Source organism: Rhizobium sp. TH135 (assembly GCF_002855515.1).
GTDB lineage: Bacteria > Pseudomonadota > Alphaproteobacteria > Rhizobiales > Rhizobiaceae > Allorhizobium.
The window spans coordinates 314,078-329,622 of the sequence record NZ_PKRP01000005.1; the positions used below are offsets into that span (position 1 = coordinate 314,078).

Consider the following 15,545-nt stretch of genomic DNA (forward strand, 5'->3'; position numbering starts at 1 on the left):
CCTCAGACGGAAGCCACTCCCGTCTTCTCGAGATGCACGACCCTCGCGCCCGTCGCATCGGCAAAGGCCGTCGAGCGACCGAGATAGACCAGCGTCGTCTCGCTCATCCCGGCCAGCAGGGGCGTCAGCCGACCCACGGTCTCCGGCTCAAGTCCCTCCAGCACATCCTGCAAAATCAGGCAGCGCGGCTTACGCACGAGAATGTTGGCGAATGCCAGCGACACCTGCTGGTCCTTGTCGAGCACCCGCTCCCAACGCGCCTGCTCATCGAGACGATCCGCAAACTCGGCAAGCCCGACAGCCCTCAGCGCCTCGGTCATTTCGGCGTCGGTAAACTGCGCAGAGGCTAAGGGGTAGGCGAGCAGGCTGCGCAAGCGGCCTTCTGGCAGGTAGCCCGATTGCGGAACAAAGACGATCTCCGTCTCCCCCGGCAAGACAATCCGGCCTTCACCATATGGCCAGAGGCCGGCCATGGCGTGGAACAACAGCTTGCGGCTGACACCCTGATCGCCATTAATCATCACGCGGTCACCCGGCGCGATGACCACATTGCGCTCCTGAAACCGGAAGGCACTCTCGCAGGTGTCGCCATGGACACGCACGCAGATTTCCAGGTTCTCCAGCCGGAGCATGCCATCCTCGCTGCGCGCCAGCTCCAGCCGGCCGGGCCCAGGCGTTATCGCACTCATGCTGGTGAGAGCCGCCCGAAAGACGGTGACGCGCATCAGTGCTGCACGCCAGTCGGCAATGGCGCCGAAATTGTCGACATACCAACGCAGAGCAGAATAGACCTGAGTGAAGGCGGCAGCGGCCATCATCAAGCCACCGAATGAGATGGTCCCGGCGAAATAAGCGGGTGAGGCAATCAGGATCGGCACGATGATCGCAAGCCAGCCGAAGCCGGCGGTCACCCAGGTCAGATTGGTCAACGCCAAGGCCAGATGCCGGATCGAGGCCAGCACCCCGTCGAGTGACTGGTGGATATGGCGCCGCTCGGTCTCTTCGCCATGCGTGAGCGCGATGGCTTCCAGATTTTCGTTGGCGCGCATCAGGGAGAAGCGCAGATTCGCCTCACGGGCATAGCGCTCCGCATTGAGCTTCGACAGGCTGCGGCCGACCAGTTGACTGAGCAGCGAGGCGAGAAGCGCGTAGACGAGAGCACCCCAGACCATGTAGCCCGGGATCTGGAAGCTGGTCTCCCCGATGCGAAACGTGAAGTCACTCGACAGGCTCCAGAGAACGCCGATGAAGCTGACCAGGAGGATCGTGGCGTTGAACAGGCCAATCGAGAGCGACGTGGTCATCTCCGCAAGCTTGCGGGCATCTTCATGCAGGCGCTGGTCGGGATTGATCCCGAGCGGGCTCGAGATCGACAGCCGGTAGGCCCTTGCCCCATTCAGCCACTGGTCCACGACATCGCGTGACAGGCCTTCGCGCATGTAGAGCGCCGTCATCTGGTTGAGCCAGGCCTGGATGACGTTGAGCACGAGAAGGACGCCCGCGATCATCGCGAAATTGCGCAGTTCAAGCAGGAAGGCGGTGAGGTCTCGTCTCTCCAGCGCATTGTAGAACGGGGCATTCCACTGGTTCAGCGCCACCGTTCCATAGGCGGTCGCGAGGATGACCATGACGAGGGCGGACGTGAAGGCGAGGATCCGGTTGCGGACTGAAGACTTCCAGAAACTGTCAGAAGCCATCCTGAGCTGGCGCCACAGACTGCCTTCGACCTCGGCAACAAAACTCTCCAACGCCATTCCACCGCTCGATTTCGAATTCACCATCAGCACCAGGCCATTTGACTGTGTCAGCCCTCCTAGCATGGCTGACTTGACGATTTCCTGACAGCAACCGCGCCGCGGCCGATTGTCTGCACCTTGCGCAAGAGCAGCCGGCGCGCTATCTCAAACGTGCTCTAACGGGGTGCCTTCCGATCCTTCGGGACCGGAATGCTGAGAGGCAGTGATGCCAACCCGCGGAACCTGATCCGGTTAAGACCGGCGGAGGGATTAGACGCGTCGTTCGCAAAGCGCCCTATCCCGACATCAATTGTTTTTTGGAGGAGGGCGTCATGCCGTCAAATCTAGCCGTATTCCTGCGCTCCGGCTTTGCCGCAGCCATCCTGTCCACCGGGCTTGCCCTGCCGGCAGCCGCTGCCGACAAGACACTCACCATCTACACCTATGAGAGCTTTATTTCCGAATGGGGCCCAGGCCCCAAGGTCAAGGAAGCCTTCGAGAAGACCTGCGCCTGCACGGTCGAATTCGTCGGTGTCGCCGATGGCGTCGCCCTCCTCACCCGCCTCAAGCTCGAAGGCGAAACGTCGAAGGCCGATGTCGTGCTCGGGCTCGACACCAATCTCGTTGAAGAAGCCAAGCAGACCGGCCTATTCGAAGCAAACGGCGTCGTTGCGTCCGCCGTGAAAGTGCCCGGCGGCTTCAGCGACGATGTCTTCCTGCCCTATGACTACGGCCACTTCGCCGTGATCTACGACACCGAAACGATCAAGACACCGCCGACGAGCCTGAAAGACCTGGTCGAAGGCGACCCGTCCCAGAAGATCGTCATCCAGGATCCGCGCACCTCGACGCCGGGCCTTGGCCTCCTGCTCTGGGTGAAGTCGGTCTATGGCGACAAGGCGCCGGAAGCCTGGGCCAAGCTCAAGGACCGCGTCCTGACCGTGACGCCGGGCTGGTCGGAAGCCTATGGCCTGTTTACCAAGGGTGAGGCGCCGATGGTGCTCTCCTACACGACCTCGCCGGCCTATCACATGGTCGCCGAAGAGACCGACCGCTATCAGGCGGCGGAATTCTCCGAAGGCCATTACATCCAGATCGAGGTCGCAGGCCTCCTGAAGAACGCTCCGGAAAAGGAGCTCGCCCGCGAGTTCCTCGCCTTCATGCTTCAGCCCGGCTTCCAGGACACTATCCCGACCAACAACTGGATGATGCCGGTCGCGGCGACCACCGAGCCCCTGCCGGAGGCTTTCGGCAAGCTCGTTCAGCCCAAGACCACCTTCCTGATGAGCCCGGCCGAAGTCGCCACCAACCGTCAGGCGTGGATCGACGAGTGGCTCAAGGCCATGACGTTGAAATAGCACCGGATGTTGCGCCCGCTTCACCAGTCGAAACGACGGAGGCTGCCCGCGCTCGCGGGCGGCCTTTTCGTTCTGACGGTCGTCCTGGGCTTCATCGGTATCGCCCTCGCAGCCCTGCTCGCAGGACGGCTGTCCGGCGGCCTGCTCCAGGCCTTCGCCGACCCCGTCGTCCGCTCGGTGCTGTCTTTCACCCTCTGGCAGGCCTTCCTGTCGACGCTTATCTCCGTCGGCCTCGCCCTGCCCGTCGCCAGCGCCCTCGCCCGGCAGCCCGATTTTCCCGGCCGTGTCTGGCTGATCCGTCTGATGGCAGTCCCAATGGGCCTCCCCGTTCTCATCGGCGCCCTCGGGTTGATCGGCATCTTTGGCCGGAGCGGCATCATCAACGATGTCCTGACCAGCCTCGGCCTCTCCCAGCCGATCTCGATCTACGGGCTGACCGGCATTATCGTTGCTCATGTCTTTTTCAACCTGCCGCTTGCCACGCGCCTGATGCTGTCGGCTCTGGAACGCGTGCCGGCGGAATACTGGCTCATGTCGGCGAGCCTCGGCTTCTCGCCGCTGTCCACCTTCCGCTTTATCGAATGGCCGGTGCTGGCGCGGGTCATCCCAGGAGCGGCAGGCCTGATCTTCATGCTCTGCGTCACGAGTTTCACCCTCGTCCTGATCTTCGGCGGCGGCCCGGCCGCGACAACGATCGAGGTCGCCATCTACCAGGCGCTGCGTTTCGACTTCGATCCGGAGCGCGCCGTGTCTCTGGCACTGCTTCAGATCACGGTTACGGGTGCAATCCTCGTCGGACTGAGCCTTCTGCCCTCGGCCTCCGACACCGGCGTCACGACCGGCCGCGCGTTTACGCGCTTCGACGGGCGACGTCCGTTGATCCGAGCTGCCGATGGCATCCTGCTCCTGCTGGTCACCATGTTTCTGATCCTGCCGCTCGGCCAGGTGATCGTCTCAGGCCTCCAGGCCGACCTCCTTCGGCTCCTCTCCCAGGACGCGTTCCAGCAAGCAGCACGCACCAGCCTCGGCGTGGCTCTGGCGGCCGGGTTGATCGCCACCCTGCTTGCCTATGGCACAGTCGCCGCGCGTGCCGAGATCGCGGGTGCACGGAATGCCCATGCCGGCAACCGTCTCCTGTCCCTCGCCCTTGCCTCGGTCTCCTCACTGGTATTGCTCGTTCCAACCAGCGTGCTGGCCACCGGATGGTTCCTGGCCTTGAGGCCAAGAGGTGATATCGCGAGCTTTGCACCCTTCGTCGTGACCGGGATCAACGCGCTGATGGCACTTCCCTTTGCGGTGCGGGTGCTGGAACCCGCCTACAGGGAACACAGGGACCGCACGGGACGACTAGCCGAAAGCCTTGGGCTCAATGTTGCCCAACGCCTGCGCCGCGTCGATTGGCCGGTGCTGAAGCGTCCGCTCATGACAGCACTCGCCTTTGCGATGGCCCTGTCCCTCGGTGACCTGGGTGCAGTGGCCCTGTTCGGTTCGGAAAACATCACCACGCTGCCCGCCCTCATCTATTCCAGGATGGGCAGCTATCGCAGCACCGATGCCGATGGGCTGGCCCTTCTGCTCGGCGCCATTTGCCTGGTGCTGGCCATGATCGGGGCACCCGGCAGAGGAAATAATGCAAACGAGCGGGAGACACCCGATGCGCGATGACCCCTCGACCAACATCCGTCTCGCCGATGTCCACCACACGCTCGGCAGCCGCAGGTTCCATTTCGACTGCGGTATCAACGAGGAGCAGGTCACGGCCGTCGTTGGCCCTTCCGGATCGGGGAAGTCGACCTTACTCAATCTGATCTCGGGCTTCGAGAGACCGGACAGCGGACGAATTCTGATCGACGGGCGCGATGTCACCGAACTCGCCCCTGCAGAGCGCCCCATCTCGCTGGTCTTCCAGGACAACAACCTATTCTCCCATCTGGACCTTTTCACCAATATTGGCCTCGGCATCCATCCCGCTCTGCGGCTCACGCCAGCTGACCGGAACGCAATTTCTGACGCCCTCGTGCGGGTCGGGCTCGAAGGTTATGAGCGTCGGCTGCCAGGCTCCCTTTCCGGCGGCGAGCGGCAAAGGGCTGCCTTTGCCCGGGCACTGGTGCGGCATCGGCCGGTGCTTTTGCTCGACGAGCCGTTTGCGGCTCTCGACCCCGGTCTGCGCGCCGCCATGGTCGAACTGCTCGTTGACCTCCACGCCGAAACACGAGCCACCATTCTTCTCGTCACCCATGATCCGCGCGATGTCCATCGCCTCGCCGGTCATGTGCTTTTCATCGAAGATGGCCATGTCCTCATCGATGCTCAGAAGGACGTTTTCCTGACGCGGGGGGACCTGCCAGCGGTCGGGAACTTCCTCGGCACGCCACCGTTTGCACCTCAATCGCCTTAATTTGGTCGCCCAGGCCTGCCATGCGCGTGGGGAATGGTAGTTCCTACGGTCAGACCATTGGTCATTTCAAATGGCGCGACTATCTTCTGGAGCATGCGGCGTTTTCGCATTATGTGAAGGACTGCCGGATCGGCGCTACGCGATGCCGGCAGAAGGCAATTGGATGCTGCACCCGGCGGTCTGCCTATCGGCGATCGTTTGGGCACAGGGTGAAGGGGCAGGATGCAGTTTTTGAGCCGGAACAGCGCGATGGCTGCCGAAACGTATCGGCGGCGCCGGCCCTTCAGGCTCGCGTCGAGCGTTGCCGCGCTCGTCTCAGCGGGCTTGGTGCTCTCCTCCTGCCAGTCTCTCTTCGAACAGGCCTATGAGCCGTCCGTCGCGCCTTCGCGCAATCCGCAAATCGTCGATGAAGTCCAGAAGGGTGATCCGCGCGCTCAGATGGGTGCCCGCGAGCATCCGCGCATCGTCGCCTCCTATGGCGGGGAATATTCCGACGCCAAGACCGAGCGTCTCGTCGCCCGCATTGCCGGCGCTCTGACGGCGGTTTCGGAAAACCCGAACCAGTCCTACCGCATCACCATCCTCAATTCTCCGGCAATCAACGCCTTCGCCTTGCCGGGCGGTTATCTCTATGTGACGCGCGGTCTCCTCGCTCTGGCGAATGACGCCTCGGAAGTGGCAGCCGTTCTCAGCCATGAAATGGCCCACGTCACCGCAAATCACGGCATTGAGCGTCAGCGCCGCGAAGAAGCAGAAGTGATAGCCAGCCGCGTGGTGGCCGAAGTGCTGTCCAGCGATCTTGCCGGCAAGCAGGCACTCGCCCGTGGCAAGCTGCGCCTTGCCGCCTTCTCGCGCCAGCAGGAGCTGCAGGCTGACGTTATCGGGGTGCGCACGCTCGGCGAAGCCGGCTACGATCCCTATGCCGCCGCCCGTTTCCTCGATTCCATGGCGCGCTACAGCCAGTTCACCTCCGTCGACCCCGATGCCGACCAGAGCCTCGACTTCCTGTCGAGCCACCCCAACGCTCCCCAGCGCGTCGAGCTGGCCAAACGCCACGCCCGCGCCTTCGGTCCGGAAGGCACCCATGGCGAAACCGGGCGCGACTATTACCTGAACGGCATCGACGGCCTTCTCTATGGCGACAGTCCTCAGGAAGGTTTCGTGCGGGGCCAGACCTTCCTGCACGGGCAGCTCGGCATCCGTTTTGATGTGCCGGTCGGGTTCCAGATCGACAACAAGGTCGAAGCGGTCCTGGCCACAGGCCCGGGTGATGTCGCGATCCGCTTTGACGGCGTGGCGGACAGCCAGAAGATCAGCCTGCCGAACTATATCTCGAGCGGGTGGGTAACCGGCCTGCTGCCCGACACGATCCGCACGATCACCGTTAACGGTCTCGAAGCAGCCACGGCCCGCGCGTCTGCTGACCGCTGGGACTTCGACATCACCGTCATCCGCATCGGTCCGCAGATCTTCCGCTTCCTGACGGCCGTGCCCAAAGGCAGCCCGGCTCTGGAGACGACGGCCGCCCAGCTGCGCGCATCCTTCCGCCGCATCACCTCGCAGGAAGCCGCATCCCTGAAGCCACTGCGCGTTCGCGTCGTAACTGTCGGGGCGAATGACAGCATCGGCACCTTGTCCGCGCGGATGATGGGCACTGACCGGAAGCTCGAACTCTTCCGCCTGATCAATGCGCTCGGCCCGACCTCGACGGTCAGCCAGGGCATGCGGGTGAAGATCATCTCCGAGTGATTGGCTTAGCACCGGCCAACAAAAAAGCCGGCACGAAGGCCGGCTTTTTTGTCTGCTCATCTGGGTCTCAATAGGCCATTTCCAACCGTGCTGAAGTCGGCGCCTTGTCGGTCAGGGCGACCTTCAGCTTTTCCAGAGCCCGCGTCTCGATCTGGCGAACGCGTTCCTTGGAAATTCCGAGCTCGGCCCCCAGTTCTTCCAGAGTAGCACCGTCTTCGGTCAGGCGCCGGGCCTTGATGATCCGGCTTTCGCGTTCGTTGAGGCGGTTCATCGCATCCCTTAACCAGCCGTTCCAGCGTTCGCCGTCGATGATCGATGTGACCTGCTCATCGGGGAGAGCTTCCTTGCTTTCCAGCATTTCCAGCTGCTCAGTGCCTTCACCATTGCGGCCGGCGACAGGCGTCTGCAGAGACGCGTCATTGCCGGAAAGACGGGCATCCATTGACTGCACGTCCGAAAGGCTTACACCCAGGGCCGTGGCAATCTCCTGATGGATCGCCTGATCCGACAGGCGGTTGTCACCCTGTGCGAGCTTGGCACGCAGGCGTCGCAGGTTGAAGAACAGCGCCTTCTGGCTGGAGCTCGTACCGCCGCGGACGATCGACCAGTTGCGCAGGATGTAATCCTGCATGGAAGCGCGGATCCACCAGCCGGCATAGGTCGAGAAGCGGACTTCCCGGCCGGGGTCAAAACGAGCGGCCGCTTCAAGAAGGCCGATATAACCTTCCTGGATCAGATCGTTGAGCGGCAGACCGAAGCCGCGGAACTTCGACGCCATGGCGATGACCAGGCGCATATGGGCCTGGGCAATGCGATTGCGGGCACCCTGATCGTCGTGCTCCTTCCAGCGGATCGCGAGATCGAGTTCTTCCTCACGCTCCAGGTAGGGCTGCGACATGGCATACTTGATGATGTGTCTGTCAGCGGATGTGGCTTTCATCGGACATCTCCATGGTCTCTTGGACCGCAGGCCTCTTGCAGGCCATCTTGCCGGCATTGTCTCCTGAACGAGTGAACGTCGGTCAGGTTCCAACGAATGCCGGACGCGGTGGTAGTTGCGTCGCTCTCATCTGCTTGTCTGACCAGTATTACGCGCCCCATGCGACATCGGATTGCCGGTGGGGGTGCGACCTTCTGTCGAGAAGGGGTGATCACGCGGAATTGAGAATTGGGGCCGATTGAGCGCTGCAAAGACCTGGAAACGCAAAACGGCGCGGGTTGCCCCGCGCCGTCTGATTGAAGCTGGAAGACCTGGCTTAGGCGGAAAGCGCCTTGAACTCGGCAAGGATGGCATCTCCCATCTCGACGGTGCCGACCTGGCGGCAACCGTCTGCCATGATGTCGCCGGTGCGCACGCCCTGATCAAGCACGTTGGCGATCGCCTTCTCCAGACGGTCGGCTTCAGCCACCATGTTGAAGGAGTAGCGCAGGCACATGGCGAAGGAGGCAATCATGGCGATCGGGTTCGCAATACCCTGGCCCGCGATGTCAGGCGCCGAACCGTGTACCGGCTCGTAGAGTGCCTTGCGCTTGCCCGTCTTGCCGTCGGGCGCACCGAGCGAGGCGGAGGGCAGCATGCCGAGCGAACCGGTGAGCATGGCGGCCACGTCGGAAAGCATGTCGCCGAACAGGTTGTCGGTCACGATGACGTCGAACTGCTTCGGCGCACGGACGAGCTGCATGCCACCGGCATCGGCCAGCATATGGTCGAGCTTGACGTCGGAGAACTTCTCCTTGTGCGTCGCCGTCACGACCTGGTTCCACAACACGCCCGACTTCATGACGTTGCGCTTTTCCATCGAGCAGACGCGGTTGTTACGGGTGCGGGCCAGTTCGAAGGCAACGGCGGAGATACGCTCGATTTCGTAGGTATCGTAGACCTGCGTATCGACGGCGCGCTTCTGGCCGTTGCCGAGATCGGTGATCGTCTTCGGCTCGCCGAAATAGACGCCGCCGGTCAGTTCGCGAACGATAAGGATGTCGAGACCCTCGACAAGCTCAGGCTTCAGCGACGACGCATTGGCGAGCGCCGGGTAGCAGATCGCCGGACGCAGGTTGGCGAAAAGTTCGAGATCCTTGCGCAGGCGCAGGAGACCGGCTTCCGGGCGCACGTCATAGGGCACGTCGTCCCACTTTGGGCCGCCGACCGCACCGAAGAGCACGGCGTCCGCGGCCAGCGCCTTCGCCATGTCTTCTTCCGAAATCGCCGCACCATGCGCGTCATAGGCGGAACCACCAACAAGACCTTCGTCGGTCACGAAGCCGGCGCCCTGCGCCTCGTTCATGTAGGCGATGATCTTGCGGACCTCAGCCATGGCCTCGGGGCCAATGCCGTCACCGGGCAGCAGGAGAAGATTGCGAGCCGTCATGGAAACCCTCCACTCGAAAAAGAAGTCGCGGTTTCTTACGCGCGGGGCTAGGCCTTTTCAAGCGAGATAGGCCGGAAACGGTACGGTTCGCGGCACCGTCGCAGAGGCTTTTGTCGGTTGACCCGTCGGGTGGCGAGGTCCAAAAGACAGCATCCCTCCAGCATGTTCGAGTTCACCATGCCTCTTTCTCCCTTGCACATTGAAACCCCGCTTCTGCGCACCGCGGCCGACTATAGCGAGAGCGGTCTGTCGCTCTGGCTGAAGCTCGATGCCTTGCAGCCCTCCGGCAGCTTCAAGCTGCGCGGCGTGGGCCTGCTCTGCCAGCATGAAGTCGCCAAGGGCGCGAAGGAAATCTTCTGCGCGTCCGGCGGCAACGCAGGCATCGCGGCAGCGGTCGCCGGCAAGGCCCTGGGAGTACCGGTGACCATCGTCGTGCCGGAAACGACGTCGCCCGAGGTTCGCACCCGGATCGCCGCAACCGGCGCCAAGGTCCTGGTGCATGGTTCGGTCTTCGATGAAGCCAACGCCCATGCCGTAGCCCTCGCGACCGAACGCAAGGCGGCCTATGTGCACCCCTATGACCATCCGCTGCTTTGGGAAGGTCATGCGACGCTTATCGACGAGGTGGTCAAATCAGGCGCCGAATTCGACTGCGTGGTCACCAGTGTCGGCGGCGGCGGACTGCTGGCCGGCATCGTGGAAGGCCTGAAGCGCAATGGCCTGGGCGACGTGCCAGTGATTGCCGTCGAGACGGAAGGGGCTGCCTCGCTGAACGCAGCAGTGGCCGCCAAGGCGCGTGTGACGCTTCCGGCGATCACCTCGATCGCCAATTCACTGGGTGCGCGCCAGATCGCACAACACGTCTTCGACCTTCTTGAAACGCATCCGATCGAAAGCGTCACGGTGACGGATGCGCAGGCCGTTGCCGCTTGCCTGAAGTTTGCAGATGCGCAGCGGATCCTGGTCGAACCAGCCTGCGGCGCAGCACTGGCCGTGGCGGACGTGCATGCGGATAGGCTGTCGCGCTTCAAGGCACCGCTGATCGAGGTCTGTGGCGGGATCGGCGTGTCGCTTGCCGCCCTTGAAGCTTGGCGCACGCGCTTCCTTTGAAGCCAAAGAAAAAGCCGGGCGTGAGCCCGGCTTCATCATTTCATCTTGTTAGATGATCTCAGGCCCAAGGGCGCTGGGCGGCATTGGACTGCTCGAAGGTCGAGATGCTCGAGGCCTTTTCAAGCGTCAGGCCGATATCGTCGAGACCGTTCAGCAGGCAGTGACGCTTGAAGGCGTCGATCTCGAAGGAGATCTTGCCGCCGTCGGGACCGGTGATTTCCAGGGATTCCAGGTCGACCGTCAGCACGGCATTCGAACCGCGGCTGGCATCGTCCATCAGCTTGTCCAGGTTCTCCTGGCTGACGACGATCGGCAGAATGCCGTTCTTGAAACAGTTGTTGTAGAAGATGTCGGCGAACGACGTGGAGATCACGCAGCGGATGCCGAAGTCGAGCAGCGCCCACGGGGCATGCTCGCGCGAGGAACCGCAACCGAAGTTATCGCCGGCAACGAGGATCTGAGCGTTGCGATAAGCGGGCTTGTTGAGGACGAAATCCGGATTTTCCGAGCCGTCTTCCTTGAAGCGTGCCTCAGCGAAGAGGCCAGCACCGAGACCGGTGCGCTTGATGGTCTTCAGGTAATCCTTCGGAATGATCATGTCCGTGTCGATATTGACGACCGGAAGCGGTGCCGCGACACCGGTAAGCTTTACGAACTTGTCCATCAGTCTGCCTTCGATCTAGCTAATGCGCGTGTAATGCCCCGCCCTTAGAGCAAAATTGGACGAAATTGAAGGAGAATCTTGTAGCGGCGGCCGGTTGCGTCGGTGCGCACCCACGCTAGCCGAGGCTCACCCGCGACACGGGTGAGCGGACCGATCAAGCTGGAGCTCGATCAAAGATCGATGATCGTGCCCTTGCCATCGTTCCAGACGCGCACGTCGTCGCGACGCTTCGCCTTGACGTAAACAGGTGCGCGCTTCGTCTTGCCCATAAGCATACGGGCGCCGAGCGTCACGGTCAGCAGTGCACCAATCAGGAGCGTCAGCGAAACCGCGAAAGCGGCTGCGAGGCCGACAAAAGCGAGGCCAGCAATGGCATAGGCGGCGGAGCGGAAATTCTGCATGATCGTGTCCTTTCTCGAAGAGCAAGGTGGTCCTTATTCTCCCGCATTGCAAGGGCCTTTCACCCAATTGTCATCTTGCGCGGCCGCCCAAAGCTTGCCAGAACTCGGCCATGACATCTGAAGTCTCCTCCTTCCGCTTTCATCATCCGTCCCGGCTCCGCCGTTCCGTCTTGACTGTGCCCGCAATCAACGACCGGGCCATGGAAAAGGTGGCGAGCCTCGATTGCGATGCCGTCATCTTCGATCTGGAAGATGCCGTGGCTGAAGATCGCAAGGCAGATGCCCGCAGCAAGCTTCTGAATTTTCTGCAGAAAAGTGATCTCGGGCATCGCGAGTGCATCATTCGCATCAACGCAGCCGACACGCCTTATTTTCGGGAGGACATGGCGCTCGTTCTGGAGGCGCTGCCCAACGCAGTCCTCCTTCCCAAGGTCGAGGAACCAGTCACGATCCAGGACGTCGCGGATATGCTGGGCGAGCATGATGCGGCGGAAGGTCTCAGGATCTGGGCCATGATCGAAACGCCGCGCGGCGTCTTGAACGCGGCAGCCATCGCCTCCTCGGGCCGGACAAGCGACAGTCGCCTCGACGCCTTCGTTGTCGGGCTGAACGACCTGCGCAAGGCGACCGTCATCCCGGCCGAACCCGGCCGCACCTATCTCGTATCCTATCTGATGCAGATCGTGCTCGCCGCCCGAGCCTATGGCCTCGACGTCATCGACAGCGTATCGAACGATTTTCGCGACATGGAAGCCCTTGCAGCCGAATGCGCTCAAGGTCGCGCCATGGGCTTCGATGGAAAGATGCTGATCCATCCAGCCCAGATCGAACCGTCAAACCACCATTTCGGCCCCTCGGCGGCAGCCATCGCGGAGGCCCGCCTCGTGGCCGACGCCTTTGCCAACCCGGCCCATGCGGGCCTCAACGTCATCAACATCGATGGGCGCATGATCGAGCGGCTGCATGCCGAGGAGGCAACACGTCTTCTCGCCAAGGTCGCGCTGATTACCGCCAGAAAGGACAAGCCATGAAAGTCTATCGTTTTCTTACCGGACCGGATGATTCCAGCTTCTGCCACCGCGTCACCGACGCGCTGAACAAGGGCTGGGAGCTGCACGGATCGCCGAGCCACACATTCAATGCTGCCGAAAACAAGCTGTATTGCGGCCAGGCCGTGGTGAAGACAGTGCATGGCAAGGACTACGATCCGTCGATGAAGCTCGGCGAGCAGTGATTTGCTCGTGAGGCACATCTCGCCCTTGGTGCGGGAGAACGGACCCAGCGCATTCCGCTAGGCCCTCATGCTGAGGTGCCCGCGTGAAGCGCGGGCCTCGAAGCATCCCGCTCTGGTGGCCTCGTGCTTCTGACGTCGCTTCGCTCCCACCTCAGCATGAGGGGTGGCGGGGTAGCCTCGTCCTTCGAGGCCCGACTGTGTCGGGCACCTCAGGATGAGGGGTGATCTATCGATGTCAAAAACCCCAAGCTTCGCCGCCGGTCGGGATTGCTCCCTCCGGGGGTGGTCATGCTTGTCTCGGACGAGGCGCCAGAAGCAACCTGTCTAAGTAATTTATGTGGCTCCTTCCGGCGCCCCGTTCGGCGTCTATTCCCGCTGCATGCGTCTCTCTGGCAAGGCGGCGACGGTCCTTGGTCCTCGGGTCAGGCCCGAGGATGACCAAGGGATGACCGGGCGTAGGGTCCGGCTGCGGCGTCACCACGAAAGTGACGCTTCAGCCTGGCCGGTGGCCCGGGAGGTTCCCGCCGGATGGTGCACCAATCCGACCGGGACCCTCGCCCGGGGGATGATGCCATGGCCATTTGCGGCCCGGCTCTCATCCCCGCCGTTTTCTCCGCCCCGCTGTCTGGGTGTTCGCGACAGCGCTGGCGCCTTGTCTGTGTGCCTCTGAGGCACGTCCTTCCGATCAGGGGTTTCAGGCGTCAGGCATCCGACCGTCCGCCATCACTTCCACCCCTTCGTCCGGAGGGAGACCGTTGCAGCGGGCCGGGGGTCTATACCTGCGAGAGTACGCGCCCCCGGCGCCGGCCCCGCCTCGCCTGACATCGCATCGTCAGGTGTATCCGAGGGCGGGACGGGGATAAGTCTAAGAGGGTGGAATTGGTGGGGATGAAAAAACATGTCGGGGTTTGATTTTGCTGCGAATTTTCTCAAACTCATCCCCCTTTTTTCGGAAGACGGAGTGGTTTGAGGTGACTGTCTGGCTTCGGAAGGCTTGTGTCTGGATCCTCGGGTCAAGCCCGAGGATGACGACCTTCTTGGAGTGGAAGAGGGTATTCTCCTCATGCGCTGTGCGATGGAAGAGGTAGAGGAGGATACCAGTCGCTCCCCCACACTCCGTCATCCTCGGGCTTGACCCGAGGATCCAAACACAAGTGGGGCGGGGGCCCTATCTCCCCCATTGCGGGGGAGAAAGCGAAATCGAGGAATTGGCCCGATGAGGGCCAAACCTCAGATTTCGCAAGAGGGGGGCTAGGTGAGGTTGTCGCCTACGGAACTGCGCCCCTCACCTGGAAAATCTGATGTTTAGGCGGCTTGCGCTCGCCTAAGCCTTCGATTTTCCGTCCTCCCCCGCATGGGGGGAGGCACCAACGCCTCCGATCGCCTTGCCCATTGATTCGCGCCCCTGACAGGCGTAAAAGGCCTCGTGTTCCGTGGTGATTTGGCCGGCCGGCTTGCAGCCACGTAAAATAAGTCGCTAAAGGGCCGAGGCGAGTTCGAAGACTTTCCGAGGACCGGTAGCGATATAAAAGCTGCCGGTGTTTTTGTTTCCGCGGTCCTCGAACCGCCGTGACAAGGAAAGTCGAGAGTAAGATGCCGATCAGGATCCCCGATACGCTGCCCGCCTTTGAAACCCTCGTGCATGAGGGCGTGCGGGTGATGACCGAAACCATGGCTATCCGCCAGGACATTCGCCCGCTGCAGATCGGCCTGCTCAACCTCATGCCGAACAAGATCAAGACAGAGGTCCAGTTCGCCCGCCTGATCGGCGCTTCGCCGCTGCAGGTCGAGCTGACGCTGGTCCGCGTCGGCGGCCACAAGGCGAAAAACACCCCCGAAGAGCATCTCCTCTCCTTCTACCAGACCTGGGACGAGGTGAAGGACCGCAAGTTTGACGGCTTCATCATCACCGGCGCGCCTGTCGAGACGCTGCCCTTCGAGGAAGTCACCTACTGGCCGGAGCTGAAAGAGATCCTTGATTGGACCGAGACCAACGTGCATTCGACCATGAATGTCTGCTGGGGCGGCATGGCTGCGATCTACCACTTCCACAAGGTGCCGAAGCATCCGCTGAAGGAAAAGGCCTTTGGCGTTTATCGCCACCGCAACCTCGCGCCATCCTCGGTCTATCTCAATGGTTTCTCCGACGACTTCCAGGTGCCCGTCTCACGCTGGACGGAAGTCCGCCGCGACGACATCGAGAAGGTTCCGAACCTGCAGATCCTGCTCGAATCCGACGAGATGGGTGTCTGCCTGGTGCAGGAGAAGCAGGCCAATCGCCTCTACATGTTCAATCACGTGGAGTATGATTCGACCTCGCTGGGCGACGAGTATTTCCGCGACAAGTCATCCGGCATCCCGATCAAGCTGCCGCACAACTACTTCCCGCACAACGACGATACGCTCGCTCCGCTGAACCGGTGGCGCGGTCACGCGCATCTCCTGTTCGGCAACTGGATCAACGAGATTTATCAGATGACGCCTTACGACCTGAACGAGATCGGCAAGGCCCCGCGCTGACGGCTC

The 15,545-nt window shown here is 62.1% G+C and carries 13 protein-coding genes and 2 riboswitches; of the genes, 8 read left to right on the forward strand and 5 right to left on the reverse strand.

The window, feature by feature from the left end; translation table 11 throughout:
• Positions 1–2: 2 nt before the first annotated feature.
• Positions 3–1,754, reverse strand: a complete 1,752-nt coding sequence (locus C0V73_RS16680) for an ABC transporter ATP-binding protein/permease (RefSeq protein WP_245408010.1) — start codon at positions 1,752–1,754, stop codon at positions 3–5.
• A 152-nt stretch (positions 1,755–1,906) separates the two neighbouring features.
• Positions 1,907–2,023, forward strand: a riboswitch (TPP riboswitch).
• Positions 2,024–2,068: 45 nt separating this feature from the next.
• On the opposite strand from C0V73_RS16680, the gene thiB reads away from it, so the two are divergent.
• The 4 genes from thiB (at position 2,069) to C0V73_RS16700 (ending at position 7,241) form a co-directional block, all read left to right on the forward strand.
• Complete coding sequence (thiB, locus tag C0V73_RS16685; RefSeq protein ID WP_102021276.1) at positions 2,069–3,094, forward strand: thiamine ABC transporter substrate binding subunit; 1,026 nt, start codon at positions 2,069–2,071, stop codon at positions 3,092–3,094.
• A 6-nt stretch (positions 3,095–3,100) separates the two neighbouring features.
• Positions 3,101–4,759, forward strand: a complete 1,659-nt coding sequence (gene thiP / locus C0V73_RS16690; RefSeq protein WP_102021115.1) for a thiamine/thiamine pyrophosphate ABC transporter permease — start codon at positions 3,101–3,103, stop codon at positions 4,757–4,759.
• Positions 4,749–5,492, forward strand: a complete 744-nt coding sequence (locus C0V73_RS16695) for an ATP-binding cassette domain-containing protein (RefSeq protein ID WP_102021116.1) — start codon at positions 4,749–4,751, stop codon at positions 5,490–5,492. The genes thiP and C0V73_RS16695 overlap by 11 nt, the downstream gene beginning before the upstream one ends.
• A 249-nt stretch (positions 5,493–5,741) precedes the next feature.
• The gene (locus tag C0V73_RS16700; protein ID WP_102021117.1) at positions 5,742–7,241 is read left to right on the forward strand and encodes a M48 family metalloprotease; all 1,500 of its coding nucleotides are present in this window, start codon (positions 5,742–5,744) and stop codon (positions 7,239–7,241) included.
• Between the two features lie 67 nt (positions 7,242–7,308).
• Here C0V73_RS16700 and C0V73_RS16705 read toward each other — a convergent pair whose 3' ends face one another.
• Together C0V73_RS16705 and leuB are read right to left on the reverse strand one after the other, a co-directional pair.
• On the reverse strand, positions 7,309–8,181 hold the full coding sequence (locus C0V73_RS16705; protein ID WP_102021118.1) for an RNA polymerase factor sigma-32: 873 nt from the start codon (positions 8,179–8,181) through the stop codon (positions 7,309–7,311).
• A gap of 316 nt (positions 8,182–8,497) precedes the next feature.
• On the reverse strand, positions 8,498–9,610 hold the full coding sequence (gene leuB / locus C0V73_RS16710; protein WP_102021119.1) for a 3-isopropylmalate dehydrogenase: 1,113 nt from the start codon (positions 9,608–9,610) through the stop codon (positions 8,498–8,500).
• Between the two features lie 177 nt (positions 9,611–9,787).
• Here leuB and C0V73_RS16715 point away from each other — a divergent pair, with 177 nt between their 5' ends.
• Positions 9,788–10,720: a pyridoxal-phosphate dependent enzyme gene (locus C0V73_RS16715; RefSeq protein WP_102021277.1), complete on the forward strand. Its 933-nt coding sequence runs from the start codon at positions 9,788–9,790 to the stop codon at positions 10,718–10,720.
• Positions 10,721–10,778: 58 nt separating this feature from the next.
• Here C0V73_RS16715 and leuD read toward each other — a convergent pair whose 3' ends face one another.
• Together leuD and C0V73_RS16725 are read right to left on the reverse strand one after the other, a co-directional pair.
• Positions 10,779–11,384, reverse strand: a complete 606-nt coding sequence (gene leuD, locus C0V73_RS16720) for a 3-isopropylmalate dehydratase small subunit (RefSeq protein WP_102021120.1) — start codon at positions 11,382–11,384, stop codon at positions 10,779–10,781.
• A 170-nt stretch (positions 11,385–11,554) separates the two neighbouring features.
• Positions 11,555–11,785 carry a hypothetical protein gene (locus C0V73_RS16725; RefSeq protein ID WP_102021121.1) on the reverse strand — a complete coding sequence of 77 codons (231 nt, stop codon included), beginning with the start codon at positions 11,783–11,785 and terminating at the stop codon, positions 11,555–11,557.
• A gap of 110 nt (positions 11,786–11,895) precedes the next feature.
• Here C0V73_RS16725 and C0V73_RS16730 point away from each other — a divergent pair, with 110 nt between their 5' ends.
• From C0V73_RS16730 to metA, 3 genes are all read left to right on the forward strand, one after another.
• Entirely contained in the window at positions 11,896–12,816 is a 921-nt protein-coding gene (locus tag C0V73_RS16730; protein ID WP_102021122.1) for a CoA ester lyase, read from the forward strand.
• Positions 12,813–13,019: a DUF1737 domain-containing protein gene (locus tag C0V73_RS16735; RefSeq protein ID WP_054151358.1), complete on the forward strand. Its 207-nt coding sequence runs from the start codon at positions 12,813–12,815 to the stop codon at positions 13,017–13,019. Before C0V73_RS16730 ends, C0V73_RS16735 begins: the two co-directional genes overlap by 4 nt.
• A gap of 1,423 nt (positions 13,020–14,442) precedes the next feature.
• Positions 14,443–14,520: riboswitch (SAM riboswitch) on the forward strand.
• Positions 14,521–14,612: 92 nt separating this feature from the next.
• On the forward strand, positions 14,613–15,539 hold the full coding sequence (metA, locus tag C0V73_RS16745) for a homoserine O-succinyltransferase (RefSeq protein WP_102021124.1): 927 nt from the start codon (positions 14,613–14,615) through the stop codon (positions 15,537–15,539).
• The last annotated feature ends 6 nt before the right edge of the window (positions 15,540–15,545 follow it).

Excerpts from the sequence above, each read along its gene's own strand:
- C0V73_RS16695 (WP_102021116.1), top strand. The coding sequence starts at position 4,749 with ATGCGCGATGACCCCTCGACCAACATCCGTCTCGCCGATGTCCACCAC.
- leuD (WP_102021120.1), bottom strand. The coding sequence starts at position 11,384 with ATGGACAAGTTCGTAAAGCTTACCGGTGTCGCGGCACCGCTTCCGGTC.
- thiP (WP_102021115.1), top strand. The coding sequence starts at position 3,101 with ATGTTGCGCCCGCTTCACCAGTCGAAACGACGGAGGCTGCCCGCGCTC.
- thiB (WP_102021276.1), top strand. The coding sequence starts at position 2,069 with ATGCCGTCAAATCTAGCCGTATTCCTGCGCTCCGGCTTTGCCGCAGCC.
- C0V73_RS16735 (WP_054151358.1), top strand. The coding sequence starts at position 12,813 with ATGAAAGTCTATCGTTTTCTTACCGGACCGGATGATTCCAGCTTCTGC.
- metA (WP_102021124.1), top strand. The coding sequence starts at position 14,613 with ATGCCGATCAGGATCCCCGATACGCTGCCCGCCTTTGAAACCCTCGTG.
- C0V73_RS16730 (WP_102021122.1), top strand. The coding sequence starts at position 11,896 with ATGACATCTGAAGTCTCCTCCTTCCGCTTTCATCATCCGTCCCGGCTC.
- C0V73_RS16680 (WP_245408010.1), bottom strand. The coding sequence starts at position 1,754 with ATGGCGTTGGAGAGTTTTGTTGCCGAGGTCGAAGGCAGTCTGTGGCGC.
- C0V73_RS16725 (WP_102021121.1), bottom strand. The coding sequence starts at position 11,785 with ATGCAGAATTTCCGCTCCGCCGCCTATGCCATTGCTGGCCTCGCTTTT.
- C0V73_RS16700 (WP_102021117.1), top strand. The coding sequence starts at position 5,742 with ATGGCTGCCGAAACGTATCGGCGGCGCCGGCCCTTCAGGCTCGCGTCG.
- C0V73_RS16705 (WP_102021118.1), bottom strand. The coding sequence starts at position 8,181 with ATGAAAGCCACATCCGCTGACAGACACATCATCAAGTATGCCATGTCG.
- C0V73_RS16715 (WP_102021277.1), top strand. The coding sequence starts at position 9,788 with ATGCCTCTTTCTCCCTTGCACATTGAAACCCCGCTTCTGCGCACCGCG.
- leuB (WP_102021119.1), bottom strand. The coding sequence starts at position 9,610 with ATGACGGCTCGCAATCTTCTCCTGCTGCCCGGTGACGGCATTGGCCCC.